Annotated in this window: 13 protein-coding genes; 8 read left to right on the forward strand and 5 right to left on the reverse strand. The window is 66.9% G+C overall.

What is annotated here, in order from left to right; all coding sequences use genetic code 11:
* Positions 1–214: 214 nt before the first annotated feature.
* From MKK51_RS24715 to MKK51_RS24730, 4 genes are all read left to right on the forward strand, one after another.
* A complete protein-coding gene (locus tag MKK51_RS24715) occupies positions 215–781 on the forward strand; it encodes a Uma2 family endonuclease (protein ID WP_243981988.1) in 567 nt (188 codons plus the stop codon).
* Positions 782–816: 35 nt separating this feature from the next.
* Positions 817–1,158, forward strand: coding sequence for a hypothetical protein (locus tag MKK51_RS24720; protein ID WP_243981990.1), 342 nt, complete (start codon positions 817–819; stop codon positions 1,156–1,158).
* A 167-nt stretch (positions 1,159–1,325) separates the two neighbouring features.
* Positions 1,326–2,132, forward strand: coding sequence for a DUF1206 domain-containing protein (locus MKK51_RS24725; RefSeq protein WP_243982280.1), 807 nt, complete (start codon positions 1,326–1,328; stop codon positions 2,130–2,132).
* Positions 2,133–2,208: 76 nt separating this feature from the next.
* A complete protein-coding gene (locus MKK51_RS24730) occupies positions 2,209–4,176 on the forward strand; it encodes an SDR family NAD(P)-dependent oxidoreductase (protein ID WP_243981992.1) in 1,968 nt (655 codons plus the stop codon).
* Here the strand turns inward: MKK51_RS24730 and MKK51_RS24735 are convergent.
* From MKK51_RS24735 to MKK51_RS24745, 3 genes are all read right to left on the reverse strand, one after another.
* Entirely contained in the window at positions 4,173–5,102 is a 930-nt protein-coding gene (locus MKK51_RS24735; protein WP_243981994.1) for an NAD-dependent epimerase/dehydratase family protein, read from the reverse strand. The genes MKK51_RS24730 and MKK51_RS24735 overlap by 4 nt on opposite strands.
* Positions 5,099–6,109 carry an MraY family glycosyltransferase gene (locus MKK51_RS24740; RefSeq protein WP_243981996.1) on the reverse strand — a complete coding sequence of 337 codons (1,011 nt, stop codon included), beginning with the start codon at positions 6,107–6,109 and terminating at the stop codon, positions 5,099–5,101. Before MKK51_RS24740 ends, MKK51_RS24735 begins: the two co-directional genes overlap by 4 nt.
* A 393-nt stretch (positions 6,110–6,502) precedes the next feature.
* A complete protein-coding gene (locus MKK51_RS24745; protein ID WP_243981997.1) occupies positions 6,503–8,566 on the reverse strand; it encodes a protein meaA in 2,064 nt (687 codons plus the stop codon).
* Between the two features lie 393 nt (positions 8,567–8,959).
* Here MKK51_RS24745 and ccrA point away from each other — a divergent pair, with 393 nt between their 5' ends.
* The gene (gene ccrA, locus MKK51_RS24750) at positions 8,960–10,243 is read left to right on the forward strand and encodes a crotonyl-CoA carboxylase/reductase (protein WP_243981999.1); all 1,284 of its coding nucleotides are present in this window, start codon (positions 8,960–8,962) and stop codon (positions 10,241–10,243) included.
* A gap of 15 nt (positions 10,244–10,258) precedes the next feature.
* Here the strand turns inward: ccrA and MKK51_RS24755 are convergent, their stop codons facing one another.
* Complete coding sequence (locus tag MKK51_RS24755; RefSeq protein WP_243982001.1) at positions 10,259–10,429, reverse strand: hypothetical protein; 171 nt, start codon at positions 10,427–10,429, stop codon at positions 10,259–10,261.
* Between the two features lie 221 nt (positions 10,430–10,650).
* On the opposite strand from MKK51_RS24755, the gene leuD reads away from it, so the two are divergent.
* The 3 genes from leuD to MKK51_RS24770 all read left to right on the forward strand — a co-directional run bounded on the left by leuD (position 10,651) and on the right by MKK51_RS24770 (position 13,281).
* A complete protein-coding gene (gene leuD, locus MKK51_RS24760) occupies positions 10,651–11,253 on the forward strand; it encodes a 3-isopropylmalate dehydratase small subunit (RefSeq protein ID WP_243982003.1) in 603 nt (200 codons plus the stop codon).
* An 80-nt stretch (positions 11,254–11,333) separates the two neighbouring features.
* Positions 11,334–12,524 carry a lytic murein transglycosylase gene (locus MKK51_RS24765; RefSeq protein WP_243982004.1) on the forward strand — a complete coding sequence of 397 codons (1,191 nt, stop codon included), beginning with the start codon at positions 11,334–11,336 and terminating at the stop codon, positions 12,522–12,524.
* A 502-nt stretch (positions 12,525–13,026) separates the two neighbouring features.
* Positions 13,027–13,281 (forward strand): hypothetical protein, encoded by a 255-nt coding sequence (locus MKK51_RS24770; protein ID WP_243982005.1) that lies wholly within the window; start codon positions 13,027–13,029, stop codon positions 13,279–13,281.
* Between the two features lie 178 nt (positions 13,282–13,459).
* Here MKK51_RS24770 and rplS read toward each other — a convergent pair whose 3' ends face one another.
* Positions 13,460–13,915, reverse strand: coding sequence for a 50S ribosomal protein L19 (gene rplS, locus MKK51_RS24775; RefSeq protein ID WP_018042354.1), 456 nt, complete (start codon positions 13,913–13,915; stop codon positions 13,460–13,462).
* Between the last annotated feature and the right edge of the window lie 191 nt (positions 13,916–14,106).

The following is a 14,106-nucleotide window of genomic DNA, read 5'->3' on the forward strand; positions in this document are numbered from 1 at the left end:
GGCTCAGGGAGGACACGTCCGCCGCTCGGGGCGGTCGTGGAAAAGGGTCGGTATCGATCGCGATCCTTCCTGTCCCGCACGGAAGCAGCCCGGCGGAGGGTGGGCCGGAAGTCCGGCGCGATATGCGCCGCGATGAGGCCCGTCTATGCCCGCACGGATGTTGCAGGGCTTCTTCAGGATGCTACCATCGCGCATCCCATCGGGAGCCCCTGCCATGGCCGTCGCCGCGCGCCACGATACCCGCATGACCGTCGCCGAGTTCCGCCCCTGGGCCGAGCCCCGGCCCGACGAGGAACGCTGGGAACTGATCGACGGCATCCCCCTGCTGATGTCGCCGCCCTCGGCACGCCACCAGCGCATCGTTATGAACCTCGGCAGGCGCCTGGACGAACTCGCCGAAGGGCGGGGCTGCAACGCGCTTCCGGGCCTCGGTGTCCTCAGCGCGGCGGTGGACGATTTCGCGCCGATTCCCGACATCGTGGTGACCTGCGGCCCGCTGGGTCCGGACGGCTATACCAGCGACCCCCTGCTCGTGGCCGAGGTCCTGTCCCCCAGCACGATGAGCCTCGATCGCGGCCGCAAGACCGATTTCTACCGCTCGGTGCCGAGCCTGCGGACCTTCCTCATCGTTTCGCAGGACGAGGTCAGGGTCGAGGCCTGGCGTCGGACCGAGGCGGGGAGCTGGACGGTGGAGGCCCTGTATCGCGACGACAGTCTTGTCCTTCCCGAACTTGGTGGCGCCGTGCCGGTCGGCGCTCTCTACACCGGACTTTCCCTCTGAGCCTCTCCTCGCCCTCGCCGCGTCAGGTCCTGCCCTTGCCCCACTTTGAAGATTTCTACGCCGACAAGCTGCGCGGCTCTCTGGGAGTCACCGATGCGGAATCCGTTCTCGACCTGCGCGGGACGAACCGTCCGACGGCCGAAGCATCCCTGAACGACATGCTCGAACGCAGCCGCTTCGGCAAAGGCAAGACCGTGGCGATCCGCTTCGATCCCCCGCCGGAGGGCGGCGGCGAGACCCTGTTCCAGCCCGTCGGGCGGCTGCTGCTCGACGCGAAGCGGAAGGGCATCGTCGACAGGCTTCAGACGCTTCCGGCCGGTGACGGCCTCGGCTTCTACGTGGCACTTGCCGGCAAGGCGGCCCGCGCCGGCGAATAGGACGCGCCGGTCTCGCGCCGGCAAAGAAGTGATGACCATGCCGGAGCGGTCCGCGCCCGATCGGCGTTGGAGATGGCGCGGCCCGTCCGCTCCTCTCCACCACAGGTCATCGTGAAAGTCTCCCCGTGAAGCGACTGGGCCGCAATACGATCGAGCGCCTCGCCCGCATGGGGTTCGGCGCCAGAGGCATCGTCTATTGCATCGTCGGCGGCCTGGCGCTTCTCGCTGCCCTCGGTCAGGGCGGTCGGGCGGGGGATAGCGAGAGCGCGATCCGCTGGGTCTTCCTCGGACCGTTCGGGGCCATCCTCGTCGGACTCATCGCCCTGGGCCTGTTCTGCTTTGCGGCCTGGCGCTTCGTCGAATCCGTCACCGACGCCGACCGCCACGGCAATTCGGCCAAGGGGCTCGTCGTCAGGCTGGCGCATTTCGGCAGCGGCGTCGTGGCGACCGGCCTCGGCATCACGGCGGCGAGCCTCGCTCTCGGCCTGGGCCGGAAGGCCGGTGGCGGCGGCGGATTGCAGGACTGGACCGCTTGGCTCCTGGCAAAACCCTTCGGCCCGTGGCTGGTCGGCCTGATCGGCCTCGGCATCATCGGCGGCGGGATGGCCTTTCTGGTAAAGGCCGGGAAGGGCGATGTCACCGACCGGCTCTCCCTCGACGACGCCCATTGCCGATGGGTGAAGCCGCTGGGCCAGTTCGGCTATGCCGCGCGGGGGATCGCGTTCCTCATCATCGGCGGCTTCGTGATGGTCGCCGCGTGGTACCAGGCCTCCTCGGAGGTGAAGGGCCTCGCAGGCGCCTTCTCTGCCCTTCGAGCGCAGCCCTACGGTGCGGCTCTCCTCGGAATCGTCGCGGCGGGGCATCTCGCTTTCGGCGTGTTCGGCCTGATCCAGGCATGGTACCGGCACATCGACGCACCGGACCTCGACGAAACCGACGATGCGGTCCTGCGTGCGGTACGGTCCCTGACCTGACGGGCGGCATCGAGGTTCGCGGGATGCGTTGACAGAGGGGCGTTCCGTCGCCGATACCCCGCCCGGCCCGGAGCCCATGCAGCAGCGCATCTACAAGTCGGCGGTGATGGTGGTCCACGATTGCGTGGCGACCGTCCTGGCCGTGACACTCACTTTCGTTTTTCGGTTCAACGGTGAGTTGCTCGCCGAGCGTTTGCACGCGCTCCCGATCCTGCTGCCGCCCTTCGTCGCCTTCGCCGCACTGGTCTATGGCCGGTTCAAGCTCTACCGGACCAAGTGGCGCTTCGCCTCGCTTCCCGACCTCGCGGGAATCGTCAAGGCGGCGAGCGTGCTCGCCTTCACGCTCCTCGTCGTCGATTATGTGCTCGTTTCGGCGGACATGTATGGCTTCTACTTCTTCGGAAAGATTGCCATCGCCCTGTACTGGGTTCTGCAAATCTTCCTGCTGGGCGGTACCAGGCTCGCCTTCCGCTATCTGAAGTACTCTCGGTCGCGGCAGAGCCAGGCTCGCGGCGCCACGACCCCGACGCTGCTGCTGGGACGCGGCCGGGATATCGAGCTCCTCCTCCGCGCCATCGAATCGGGCTCGGTGCGGCGGCTGTCCCCCAAGGGAATCCTGTCGCCACGCATCAACGAGACCGGCCAGATCATGCGCGGAATCCCCGTGCTGGGCGGGTTTGCGGACCTCGAACGTGTCGTCGCGACTCTCGCTGCCGAGGGAAGTCCGGTGCGCCGCCTCGTGGCCGTGCCCAACGCCCTGACGCCCGAGGCCGGACCCGACGACCTGATCGCCCGCGCGCGACGCCTCGGCGTCCCGCTCTCGCGGGTGACCAGTCTCGGCGAGGGGATGCGCGATGCCGAACTGGCGCCCCTTGAGATCGAGGACCTGCTCCTTCGGCCCACCGTCTCCATCGATCGGCCGCGTCTGGAGCGCTTCCTCAAGGGAACGCGGGTCATCGTCACCGGCGGCGGCGGTTCGATCGGTTCCGAGATCGTCGCCCGGGCCGTCGCCTTCGGTGCGGCGTCGGTCCTGGTCGTGGAGAATTCCGAGCCGGCCCTGCACGGCATCCTGAGCCAGCCCGCAATCGCCACGGCGGACGTGACCGGCGCTCTGTGCGACATCCGCGACCGGGAACGCCTGCACGGCGTGTTCGCCGCCTTCCGGCCGGATTACGTGTTCCATGCCGCGGCCCTGAAGCAGGTGCCCTATCTGGAGCGGGACTGGTCCGAGGGCATCAAGACCAACGTGCTGGGCTCCATCAACGTGGCGGATGCGACGGTCGCGGCCAGCGCCCGCGCCATGGTGATGATCTCCACCGACAAGGCCATCGAGCCGGTCTCCCAGCTCGGCGTCACCAAGCGTCTGGCCGAGATGGTGGCGCAGGCCCTCGATGCCGAACAGGCCGCCGCGCCGCAGGAGAAGCCGACCCGGCTGATCGCCGTGCGGTTCGGTAACGTGCTGGGCTCCGTCGGGTCGGTGGTTCCGGTGTTCAAGGCGCAGATCGCGCGGGGCGGTCCGGTCACCGTCACCGATGCGGAGATGGTGCGCTATTTCATGACCGTGCGCGAGGCCGCCGACCTCGTCCTCACCGCCGCCTCCCATGGCGACCGCGAGGGACGCAGCCTTGCCCTGACCACCCCGGAATCCGACCAGCGCGCTGCGGTCTACGTGCTGAAGATGGGACAGCCCGTTCGGATCCTCGACCTCGCCGAGCGCATGATCCGGCTCGCCGGGTTCGAGCCCGGTGCGGATATCGAGGTGGTCTTCACCGGTTCGCGACCGGGAGAACGCCTAAACGAGATCCTGTTCGCCCGCGAGGAGCCGCGTGTCGCCCTCGACGGGATCGACGGCGTCATGGCGGCCAAGCCCGTCTTCGCCGACAGGTCCGTGCTGGAAGGCTGGATCGCGGCGCTGAAGCGGGCGGTGGAGACCGGTGACAGGGAAGCCGCCGATCGGGTGTTCGAGACCGCCATCCCGGATTACCGCAACCGGCCGAAATGCGTTCCCGAGCCGAAGCCGGCCTCGGCGACGGTGCCGGCCTAGCCGGCATTCTCGCTGCGAGCCAGGGCTGCGAGTCCCTGGGATGACGTCAGTTGCGGGGACCAACCCAGGGCCGACAGCCCGTCGGAACGCGCCACGAGGTCGCCCGACAGGCGCTCGAAGACCTCCCGGCGACCCGTCACCCGGCAGGCGAGGCCGAACAGGCTCGGCGGGCAGGGAACGAGGCCGGCGCGCCGTCCGAGGCCGGACCTCAGTGCCGCGATCATCTCGGGTAATCTGAGCGCTTCGGGTTCGGCTGCGACGAGGGGACGTCCGAGCCGCCCCTGGTGACGCAGCACCGTGACGATGGCGGCCGACAGATTCTCCACCGAGATCAGGGACCGGCGCCCCGTCAGGCTCGCGAACGGCAGCGGATAGGGCGTGCGCGCGAGCCGCAGGAGCGCGGCCATGTTGCCCTTCACCCCCGCGCCGTAGACGAGGACCGGGCGCAGGGCGACCCAGTCGATCCCGATGTCGGCCAAGGCTTCCTCGGCGGCCAGTTTCGACCGGCCATAGGCATCCGTGGGATGGGCCCGATCGTCTTCGGTGACGGTGCCCGCCGCGCTGATCCCGGTCTGCGCCCGGATCGAGGAGAGAAAGACGAAGCGGCCGACCCGTGCCTTGGCCGCGGCTTCGGCGAGACGGCGCGTCGCGTCGATGTTCGAGCTGCGGTAATCGTCCTCCGGCGTGCCGGACATGGCATGGGCGAGGCCGGCGGAATGGACCACGGCATCGACGCCGGACAGGGCCGCCGCCATGTTCATGGGACGGCTCAAATCCCCGACCACGGCCCCGCTGGCACCTGGCGGCAACTCCACCGGGCGCCGCAGCAACACGCGGACCCGGTAGCCCTGTTCGGACAGCGAGTGCAGCAGGTGGCGGCCGATGAAGCCGGTGGCACCGGTGAGCGCGATGACGTTTCCGCTCACGGGGCGTTTCCTCTTCGCATCGTCGAGAACTGCCGCAGGACCAGGGCGACGAGGGCCGTTCCCGCCCCCATCGCGGCGACCGTGACCGGCCAGGACGGCCAAAGCAAGGTCGCCCCCGCCAGGACCGCCAAGGCGATGTCGAGGAGGAAGATTCGGGTGACGACCTCCATCACCGAGAAGCCGTTCGCGGTGGCGCGCTGGTAGAAATGGCTGCGATGCGCCTGCCAGACGGGCTCGCCCTTGGCGGCACGGCGCAGCAGCGTCAGCGTGGCATCGGCGAGGTAATAGAGCGGAAGGAGTATGGCGGCCGCCAGTCCGCCCTGGAGGCTCAACCGGTACAGAAGCCAGGCCACGAGAAGGCCGATGGGCAGCGAGCCGACATCGCCGAGGAACAGGCGCGCCACCGGGCGGTTGAACGGCGCGAAACCGATCAGCGCACCGAGCAGGGATGCGGCGACGAGGGTCGGCAGAGGCGGCAATCCGCCGGCGAGCCCGAGGAGCATGAGCGCGCCGGCCACCGGTACCATGGCGGAGACCGTCAACCAGTCGAGCCCGTCCATGAAGTTCGTCAGGTTCACGAACCACACCCCGGCCAGCACGGCGAAAGCCCGTTCAGCGGCGAGCGGGACGTCCGGGAACAGCCGGCCGTCCACGGACAGGACGAGACCGGCGACGACGAGCGTCTGAAGACCGAGCCGGAGGGAGGCTGGCAGCGGCCGGATGTCGTCCACGGCGCCGACCACGGCGAGGATCAGGGTCGCGTGAGCGAGGACGAGCGCCTCCATCGCGTCCGGCATCGGCGGTGTCAGCGATACCAGGAGCCCGCTTGCGGCGAGGATGGCCAGCACGATGGCGATGCCCGCACCCTGGGGCGTCGGGATGCTGTGGCTCGACCGGGCGATCGGCCGAGCGAGGGCGTATCGCTGGAGGAGGGGTTTCAGAAGGACGATCAGGATTGCGCTGAGGCCGGCAGCCAGAGGGACGGCGACGAGCGGCGCGAAGGGCATCGTGTCGGGTTCCGCTGATGTCGAGGGCGTCGAGCGGACGCCGTACCGCGCCTCACCGCGGGAGAGAAGAGTGCCTTGCTCTGGCAACGGCGTCTCTCCCGCCCGCTTCGCAGGCACCTTTCCCCGCAAAAGCTACCGGATTCACGCGTCTCGCGGGCTGTGCGCCCCTCCCGCTGTGGAGGCTGGGGCGGAGCCACCCTCCTAACCTCTCCTCACGAGGGGGGAGAGGGACGCGGATCGCCCGGAAAAGCAGACGGGCGAATCAGATAGTCAGCAGAGGGGTGTGCTGCGCTAGAGCTGCGCCCGACCACGTTGGGTCGGGACGCATCTCCAAACCTTTGTTGTGCCGCGCTCTTCATCGCCGAACCGGCATCCACTTCGGCGTAGAGCGCTCTAGAACACCGTCTCGCCACCACCCCTTACCGAGGACCCGCCGATTCCAGCGGCCGCGTCCGCCTTCTCCGCGGCACGTTTGTCGAGGGCGCGGCCCACAACCTTGGCGATGCCGACCATGATCGTGTCGAGGATGTAGTCCTTCGGCGTGTAGACCGCCGTGACGCCCATGTTCTTGAGCACGAGTTCGTCCTCCGGCGAGATGATGCCGCCGACGACGAGGGGGACGTGGTCGAGGCCCGCTTCCCGCATCTTCGCCTTCACGTCGCGCACCAGGGGTACGTGACTGCCGGACAGGATCGACAGGCCGACCACGTGGGCCCCGGTTTCCTTGGCCTTTGCCACGATCTCCGCCGGGGTCTGGCGGATGCCGTCATAGGTCACGTCGAACCCGACGTCGCGGGCGCGGAGCGCGATCTGCTCGGCGCCGTTGGAGTGGCCGTCGAGGCCGGGCTTGCCGACGACGAGTTTCGGGGTCTGCCCCAGGCGCTCGCCGAGATCGGCGATGAGGAGCTTGGCGTCCTCGGCCGCCCCCGAGGAGATCGTGTCGAGGCTGACGCCGGTGGGCGCGCGATACTCGCCGAAGACCTGGCGCAGGCGTGTGCCCCACTCGCCGGTGGTGACGCCGGCCTTCGCCGCCGCGATCGAGACCGGCATGATGTTGGCGCCCGAGCGCGCGGCGGCTTCGAGTTCGTCGAGGGCCTTCTCCACGGCCTTGCCGTCGCGCTTCGCACGCCAGTCGCGGATGCGCTGCTCGGCTTCCATCTCCACCGTCTCGGAGACCGTGAAGATGGCACCCTCCCCGGCCGTGAGCGGCGAGGGCTCACCGGCCTGGAACTTGTTGACGCCGACCACCACCTGATCGCCCGCCTCGATGGCGGAGATCCGCTTGGCGTTGGATTCCACGAGGGCGCGCTTGAGCGCCCCTGTCTCGACCGCCGCCACCGCGCCGCCGATGCCGCCGATCTCCTTGAGCGCCGCGCGGGTCTCTTCCTTGAGGGACTCGACCTTGGCGTCGATGACCTTCGAGCCGTCGAAGATGTCGTCGTATTCGAGGAGGTCGGTCTCGAAGGCGAGGATCTGCTGCATGCGCATGGACCATTGCTGGTCCCAGGGGCGCGGCAGGCCCAGAGCCTCGTTCCAGGCGGGGAGCTGCACGGCGCGGGCGCGCGCCCGCTTCGACAGGGTGACGGCCAGCATCTCGATCAGGATGCGGTGGACGTTGTTCTCCGGCTGCTGCTCGGTCAGGCCGAGGCTGTTGACCTGAACGCCATAGCGAAAGATGCGCTTCTTGGGGTCGGTGATGCCGTAGCGCTCCTGGGCGATCTCGTCCCAGAGCTCGGAGAACGCCCGCATCTTGCAGATCTCGGTGACGAACCGCATGCCGGCATTCACGAAGAACGAGATCCGGCTGAACACGTCGGCGAAGCTCGCCTCGTCGAAATCGGGGTCGTCGCGCACCGTGTCGAGCACCGCGATGGCGATGGCGAGTGCGTAGGAGAGTTCCTGGACCGGCGTCGCTCCGGCCTCCTGCAGGTGGTAGGAACACACGTTCATCGGGTTCCACTTCGGCACTTCCTTGGTCGTGAACAGGATCACGTCCTTGGTCAGGCGAAGCGACGGCGCCGGCGGGAACACGTAGGTACCGCGCGACAGGTATTCCTTGATGATGTCGTTCTGCGTCGTGCCCTGGAGCCCGGAGAACGGCACGCCCTGCTCTTCGGCCACTGCGAGATAGAGCGACAACAGCCACGGCGCCGTGGCGTTGATCGTCATTGAGGTGTTCATCTGCGAGAGCGGGATCTGGTCGAACAGTGCCCGCATGTCGCCGAGATGCGCGATCGACACGCCGACCTTGCCGACCTCGCCGCGCGCCAGTTCGTGGTCGGGGTCGTAGCCGGTCTGGGTCGGCAGATCGAAGGCCACCGACAGGCCGGTCTGGCCCTTGGCGAGGTTGCCCCGGTAGAGAGCGTTCGATTCCTTGGCGTTGGAATGGCCGGCATAAGTCCGGATGATCCAGGGCTTGTCGCGCTTGACCTCGGCGACGGTCGCACTCGCGCTCATTCCACTGACTCCACTCGATTCCAAGGTCGCGCCATATCGCGCTTATTGCGCAGCACCCTATCCAAGCCTCGGGCATACGTCATCTGGCCGAAGGTCCGACTTCTCGGCTCATGGCCCAGAATGTTTCGAAAAATTCTAGACGTGAGGATCAAGCGAATTAGAGACCGCCATGCGACGCGACAGAGGTGAAGTCGTAGCAAATCATTGATTTCGATGCGGATTACGGCCTACTCGGCATGCCTCCGAAGCGATCTAATAATGAATACACTTATCGACCCGACTGGCAGCTCCCATGCAGGCGTGCAGGGACGGGTCATGGCCATTTAGGGGGCCTTGGAGCAGTTCAGGTTCGTCGATATAGGGTCGCTCAGAAGAAGAACTGGGAGAGCCAAGATGTCGGCGAGTGCGGCCTTGAATACCACCGAGGGCAAGGATCTTTACGAGTTGGGCGAAATCCCGCCCCTCGGTCATGTTCCGGCGAAGATGTATGCCTGGGCGATCCGGCGCGAGCGGCACGGGCCGCCGGAAGAGTCGATGCAGGTCGAGGTGGTGCCAACCTGGGAAATCGGCGACGACGAGGTGCTGGTCTACGTCATGGCCGCCGGCATCAACTACAATGGCGTGTGGGCCGGGCTCGGCGAGCCGATCTCCCCCTTCGACGTGCACAAGGCCGACTACCACATCGCCGGTTCGGACGCCTCGGGCATCGTCTGGGCGGTGGGCGCCAAGGTGAAGCGCTGGAAGGTCGGCGACGAGGTCATCGTCCACTGTAACCGCGACGACGGCGACGACGAGGAGTGCAACGGCGGCGACCCGATGTTCTCGCCCTCGCAGCGGATCTGGGGTTACGAGACCCCGGACGGCTCCTTCGCGCAGTTCTGCCGCGTGCAGTCGCGCCAGCTGATGAAGCGGCCGCAGCACCTGACCTGGGAGGAAGGCGCCTGCTACACGCTGACCCTCGCCACCGCCTACCGCATGCTGTTCGGCCACGCTCCCCACACGGTGAAGCCGGGCCAGAACGTGCTGATCTGGGGCGCGAGCGGCGGCCTCGGCGTGTTCGGCGTCCAGCTCTGCGCCGCCTCCGGTGCGAACGCCATCGCGGTGATCTCCGACGAGTCGAAGCGCGACTACGTGATGAGCCTCGGTGCCAAGGGCGTCATCAACCGCAAGAACTTCGATTGCTGGGGCCAGCTGCCCAAGGTGAACTCGCCGGAATTCCATGCCTGGACCAAGGAAGCCCGCAAGTTCGGCAAGGCAATCTGGGACATCACCGGCAAGGGCAACGACGTCGATATCGTCTTCGAGCATCCCGGCGAGGCGACCTTCCCGGTCTCCGCCCTCGTGGTGAAGCGCGGCGGCATGGTGGTGTTCTGCGCCGGCACCACCGGCTTCAACATCACCTTCGATGCCCGCTACGTCTGGATGCGCCAGAAGCGCATTCAGGGGTCACACTTCGCCCACCTGAAGCAGGCCTCGGCCGCCAACCAGTTCGTTCTGGACCAGCGCATCGACCCCTGCATGAGCGAGGTGTTCCCGTGGGACAAGATCCCCCAGGCGCACACCAAGATGTGGAAGAACCAGCACCCGCCCGGCAACATGGCCTGTCTCGTCAACGCTCCCCGCGCCGGGCTCCGCACGCTGGAAGACGTGATCGAGGCCGGTCCCCTGAAGCCCTGAGGTCGAGGATTCCGCTCAGCGCTTGCCGCCCTCGGCGGGCAAGTGCTGGGCATAGGCCTCGCGCTCTTCGCGCTCCTTGATCAGATCGGCATAGGCCTGGCGCATTTCCGGTGACACGGAAACGCTCCGGGCCTTTTCCTTTTTGCGCTTGGGCGCCTTCTTGAACTGGTTGGTGGTGTCGTTCATCGCGTCATCCCGGTCTTCGTCGCCGAGGAGCATACGCGGGTTGCGTGACGCCTGCGAGATGAAGCGCCCTGCTTTCGGCACGCCGACGCTGCTGATATGAAGCGGGGAAAGACGACATCCCGGTGATGACGTGCATCGAGGGGCGCAACGGCCCTCTCCCTCCCCATCAGGGAGAGGCGAGACGCGCGAGCAACCGGCGAACGGACGAACGGCGAAGCATCATGGAAAAGTTCACCACCCTCACCGGCGTTGCCGCGCCGATGCGCATCACCAATGTCGATACCGACCGGATCATCCCGAAGCAGTATCTGAAGACGATCAAGCGCACCGGGCTCGGCAAGGGCCTGTTCTCGGAGATGCGCTACAACGACGACGGCTCCGAGAACCCGGATTTCGTCCTCAACCAACCGGCCTATCGCACCGCGAAGGTGCTGGTGGCGGGTGACAATTTCGGCTGCGGCTCGTCGCGGGAGCACGCGCCCTGGGCCCTGGCCGATTTCGGCATCCGCTGCATCATCTCCACGAGCTTTGCCGACATCTTCTTCAACAACTGCGCCAAGAACGGCATCCTCGCCATCATCGTCTCGGCCGAGGATCTGGAGAAGCTGTTCGACGATGCCGAGCGCGGCGCCAACGCGACCCTGACGATCGATCTGGAGAGCCAGACGATCAGGGGGCCGGATGGCGGCACCCTGCATTTCGACATCGATCCCGGGCGCAAGGAGAGCCTGCTCAACGGACTCGACGAGATCGGCCTGACCCTCAAGCGCGCACCGAAGATCGACGCCTATGAGGAAAAGCTCGCCGCGCGCGGATTTGCCTGAGCCCCGGCTTCATCACGGTTCGTTTACCATGCGCGCGCCTTAAAGGTGGGGAAACGCCGAAAACCGCCGGGAGACCGCCCATGACGTCGCGCGCGAAGCTGACCGCCCTCCTCTGCCTCGCGAGTGCGGCAGCGTCCGTTCCGGCCAAGGCCGATTTCCGCTCCTGCCTCGCTTCGCTCCAGAGCGAGGCGGCCGCGCAGGGGATCTCGGCCCAGACCTTCCGCGCGGCGACGGACGGCATCGCCTTCGACGACAAGGTCATCGAACTCTCCCAGGCGCAGCCCGAGTTCAAGACGCCGATCTGGGACTACATGGCCGCCCTCGTCGACGAGGAGCGGGTGGATGACGGCAAGGCGGCGATGAAGCAGCACGCCCAGGCCCTCGCCAATGCCGAGGCCCGCTACGGCGTCGACCGCTACACCATCGCCGCCGTCTGGGGCGTGGAATCGAACTTCGGCAAGAATCTCGGCAAGATGCCGCTGGTTCAGTCCTTCGCCACCCTGATCTGCTCGAACCACCGCCGCGCCGGCTTCTTCAAGGGCGAGCTGATGGCGACCCTCAAGATCATCGAGCGCGGCGACATCGACCCGTCCCGCCTCACGGGATCATGGGCCGGCGCCTTCGGCCAGACCCAGTTCATGCCCACCACCTACCAGCGCCTCGCCGTCGACGGCGACGGCGACGGGCGCCGCGATCTCGTCGATTCGGTGCCCGACGCGGTGGCCTCCACCGCCAACTTCCTGCGCGTGGCCAAATGGTCGAACGGCCAGCCCTGGGGCTACGAGGTTCGGGTGCCGAAGGGCTTCAATGCCGGGGCCGCCGGCCGCAAGAACAAGCACGCCGTAGCGCATTGGGCCTCCCTGGGCGTCACCCGGATCGACGGGCGCCCTCTCTCCGGCGACGGTCCCGCTGGCATCCTGCTCCCGGCCGGCATCAACGGTCCGGCCTTCCTGGTGACCCGGAATTTCGACGCGCTCTATTCCTACAACGCCGCCGAATCCTACGGACTGGCCATCGCGGTGCTGTCCGACCGCCTGCGCGGTCGCTCCGGCGTCCAGGCGGAATGGCCCACCGACGATCCGCCCCTGTCGCGTGCCGAGCGTCGTGACCTTCAGACCCGGCTTGCGGCTCGGGGCTACGACGTCGGCGAGCCGGACGGCAAGGTCGGCGCCAAGACCCGCGACGCGATCAAGGCCATCGAGCGTGAACTCGGCATGCCGCAGACCGGACGGCCGGGCGGAAAGGTGCTCGAGACCCTGCGTCGGGGATAACGTTTCGCGGAGGTGGAGCGTCCTCTGCCCTTCGTTTCGCTGACCCGACCTCCGATGCCCCCGTTGTGGGCGCGGATGAAGCCCACCCCGCCTTCGAGACGGCGCCGGCCGCCGCCTCGGGCCATGACGGCCGGCGGCCCCGACCTGAGGGGGACGTTTCCGCAGACGTCCTTTCATCCCTTGGACTCACGGGGCATGATCGTTAATGCAAGATGACGCCGATCTCTATTGATCGTGTCGAGATCGATATTCGAAATAGAGCATCGATCGATCGGACCATTGGCCGTTAGTCTGCCAGTCGTCTACGTCATTCCACGTCGAAAGAATCACGCCCGGACCCCGTGAGGCGGTTAATCCACCCCTCGGAACGCGATGTCGGTCATTTCCTCTTGGCCCGTGTGACACCGCACCCTGTTCACGGACTGGGCTGGGTGACTTAGGATTAGGCATAATTGGCCGTCCGTTGATCCTTATGTAGCTGAAATATGCACTAAGGAAAATCATGTTGTACAAAAATGTAGCAATTGCGGTTGTGCTCGTTCTCGCGACAGCGTCCTCGGCTGCGGTTGCCCAGACCTCGGGAAAGCGCGGCGTTCAACAGCGTTATCAGGATATCGATGCGACCCACGCGATCGACCAGCGCTATGATCCGTCGCGGATGTTGAGCCCCGCACCTAAGCAGGAGATGAAAATGATCCCCTTCCCCCGTGGCGGGCGGATGGAAATGATCCTCGTGCCGGCCAATCCGTCCTCGTAGAGGGTGCGACCAGGGACGAGGCGGCCGAGCAAGTCTCGGGATGCCGGACTACCTTGGGATGCGAGACGGTTTTGGGGTGGATGCCGATGCGGCGTCCATCCGGCAACGAAAAAGGCCGGGCAATGCCCGGCCTTTCGCAATTCCGACGTGTCGCGCCGAAGATCTTACTCGGCAGCGGTCACTCCGCGGCGGTCTTGGCAGCCGACTTCGCGGCCTTCTCGGCCTTGCGGGCGTCCTTGTTGGCCTTCGAGGCATCGGCCTTGGCGGCCTTCTCGGCGGGACGGTCGGCGCGCTCGACGATACGGGCCGACTTACCGCGACGGTCGCGCAGGTAGTACAGCTTGGCGCGACGGACCTTGCCGCGACGCACGACGGCGATCGAATCGATCATCGGCGAGTAGACCGGGAAGACGCGCTCGACGCCTTCGCCGTAGGAAATCTTGCGGACGGTGAAGCTCTCGTTGAGGCCGCCACCGGAGCGCGCGATGCACACGCCTTCATAGGCCTGCACGCGGGTACGCTCGCCTTCCTTCACCTTGACGTTCACGGTCACCGTATCGCCGGGCTGGAAGTCGGGAATGGTCTTGCCGAGCGCAGCGATCTGCTCCTGCTCGAGCTGCTGGATGATGTTCATGGTCAAATTCCTGCCGGTGCGCGCCCGCGATCCCAGGAGGGGACTACGTGCGTCAGGATTTCGGCATCCTGTTTTGAGTTGCCGCGGGCCATACAGGAAGCATCGGCTCTTGTCGACATCCCCTCACCGCGAAAGCGCGCCGGCGTGTAGTCCCGCCTGGCCGTGCAGGTTGAGAAAATCCCGCGCGCGGT

The sequence above is a fragment of the Methylobacterium sp. E-045 genome, from assembly GCF_022829685.1.
Classification (GTDB): Bacteria; Pseudomonadota; Alphaproteobacteria; order Rhizobiales; family Beijerinckiaceae; genus Methylobacterium.